The 2513-nt window shown below is 35.4% G+C and carries 2 protein-coding genes; one reads left to right on the top strand and one right to left on the bottom strand.

All coding sequences use genetic code 11. From position 1 onward, the window contains the following. Positions 1–133: 133 nt before the first annotated feature. Complete coding sequence (locus ABZT87_RS31360; protein WP_355140088.1) at positions 134–1024, bottom strand: IS982 family transposase; 891 nt, start codon at positions 1022–1024, stop codon at positions 134–136. 110 nt (positions 1025–1134) lie between these two features. Here ABZT87_RS31360 and ABZT87_RS31355 point away from each other — a divergent pair, with 110 nt between their 5' ends. Beyond that, entirely contained in the window at positions 1135–2331 is a 1197-nt protein-coding gene (locus ABZT87_RS31355; RefSeq protein ID WP_015082999.1) for a M20 family metallopeptidase, read from the top strand. Positions 2332–2513: the final 182 nt, after the last annotated feature.

Genomic DNA, 2513 nt, shown 5'->3' with positions numbered 1-2513 from the left:
AAAAAGACATACTAAACGGATAAAAATGTATATTTTTTCTTCTTATGTTGGATATAAACTTTACAGACTGGTAAGAGGTAAACACTGGAAGTGAATATAATTTTTAATCTTATTTACCCGAATTGCTAGTTGATTATTTATCCATGACTTGATACCCGATAGAATATCTTAAAGTCTCTGGTTCCAGTGATTTAACTGATTTTAACAGTAAAGAATACGCTAAAAGTATCATCTCTAATCTCAATTGAAAACCTTGAGGCGAACGACTTTTACAACGCTCAGCTCCTAGATTTGTCAAAAAAGAGAAAACTCGCTCAATCACTTTTCTATGTTTTGAAAAATTAGGGAAAAGGATTTTCTTTTGCTTCATATTCTTCCTGACAGGTGTCATTAGATCAATTCCTTTTAATTCCAGCCTATCATGCAGTGACTGACCTAAATATCCCATATCTCCAAGGACTGTTGGTGTCCCAAATTGACTCAACACTTCCTCGGTCATTGAACTATCAGCCATTGAAGCAGGAGTAATTGTGTAGTCTATGACATAGCCTGATTCACTGACTAAAGCATGACATTTACATCCATAGAAGTACTGTCCCTTTGTAGCATTGTAGCCAACATTGGCATAATCTCCAAGAACTTTGCTTCTGAAATTACGAATAGGCTGACACAAAGGAATGGGGAAGCTGTCAATAATGGATACACTAATTCCTTCAACCTCTTTAAAGACGAGTGCTTGGCGAATGACTTGGATACTCGGTAAGAGGGCATTACAACGGCGGACAAAGCGAGAATATTCTAGGAAATTAGGAAATAAACTTTGAGCCAATTGGTGCTTAGCTTTAAGCGTTTCACTAAAATGCAGTACGCCCCATAGGTAACAAGCGATAACTAAGCAATCTGATGTTGCGAGATGGACGTTCTTTCGGTTTTGAACTTCAAGGGGAACACTCGTTTGATAAAGCGTCTCAATGGTTGTCAGTAAATAAACAAAAACTTTTGGAAGTGTGCTATTATAAGTCATATAAGTCGTGCGCTTTCTAATGCTTAGTGGTTTAAGATTAGGATAGCACGACTTATTTATTTTCCAATGAAATTAACTAGCAATTCGGGTAGAAAGTTTAGAGGTATCATATGAAACTACTTAATAATTTGTTGACTAGCTTAACACAATATGAGAATGAAATGATTCAAATTAGGCGTCATCTTCATCAATACCCAGAAATTTCTTTTCAAGAAAAAGAAACATTTAAGTATATTATGGGCTTTTATAAAGAACTTGACTGTGAACCAAAACTTATCGGAAAGGGATTTGGAATCATCGTTGATATTGAAGGTGGAAAATCCGGAAAAACTCTTGCGTTGAGAGCAGACTTTGATGCTCTTGCTATTTTTGAAGATAATGATTTAAGTTTTAAATCGGTCAATCCAGGAGTAATGCATGCCTGTGGACACGATGCACATACTGCATATTTGATGGTACTTGCTAGAGAACTAGTAAAAATAAAACAAGAACTTCCGGGAAGAGTTAGAATTGTCCATCAACCAGCAGAGGAAGTATCTCCTGGTGGTGCCAAAGGTATGATTAAAGCAGGAGCTCTTGACGGTGTCGATAATATGATCGGGGTTCATGTGATGACTACAATTAAAACAGGGGTCATTGCCTATCATAATAAAGAAACTCAAACGGGACGTTCTAATTTCACCATTACAATCAAAGGAAACGGAGGTCACGCTTCTATGCCACAATTAAGTAATGATGCAATAGTAGCCGCTAGTTACTTTGTAACTGAACTCCAAACAGTAATTTCAAGAAGAATAGATCCATTTGACATGGGTACTGTAACTATTGGATCATTTGATGGAGCAGGAAGTTTTAATGCTATACAAGATAAAGTAGTGTTAAAAGGGGATGTTCGGATGATGAAAGAAACAACTAGAAAAGTCATCCGAGACCAAGTGAAACAAATTGCTAAAGGCGTTGGAGTAACCTTTGGGGTTGAAGTGATTGTAGATTATGACGATAACTATCCTGTACTCTTTAATTCAGAAAATCTCACTCACTTTGTAGTTGACAGCTTAAAAGATCAGAATATTTCAGAAGTCAATAATATAGTCGATTTAGGACCACAAAATCCTTCTGAAGATTTTTCATATTATGGGCAAGTTGTACCAAGTACTTTCTTTTACATTGGTGCACAGCCTGAAGACGGCGGAAATTATCCCCATCATAGCCCTTTATTTAAAATGAATGAGAAAAGTATTTTAATCGCGGCTAAAGCAGTTGCAACTGTAACTATAAACTATCTATTTTTCAATAAAAAAATGTAGATTTACAAATAGCAAGATTTGTAGCTAAAGTTGCTCCTTCGTTATTTAATAAACTTATAAAAATATTTCTATCCTATGTCCAGAAAAAGGTCATTTTCTGGACACTCTTCTTTTGTTATAAAAACTCTCAAAATCATTTACATTTCTCGTTCATTAACCCGTAATTTATTCTATGTTCATTT

The sequence above is a fragment of the Micromonospora sp. NPDC005237 genome, assembly GCF_040607775.1.
GTDB lineage: Bacteria > Actinomycetota > Actinomycetes > Mycobacteriales > Micromonosporaceae > Micromonospora.
Note: the sequence above shows the minus strand (reverse complement) of the source record. Positions and strands in the feature narration are given on the sequence as shown.

Bases quoted from the DNA above. Each gene is read 5' to 3' on its own strand.
- ABZT87_RS31360 (WP_355140088.1), bottom strand. From the start codon at position 1,024: ATGACTTATAATAGCACACTTCCAAAAGTTTTTGTTTATTTACTGACA.
- ABZT87_RS31355 (WP_015082999.1), top strand. From the start codon at position 1,135: ATGAAACTACTTAATAATTTGTTGACTAGCTTAACACAATATGAGAAT.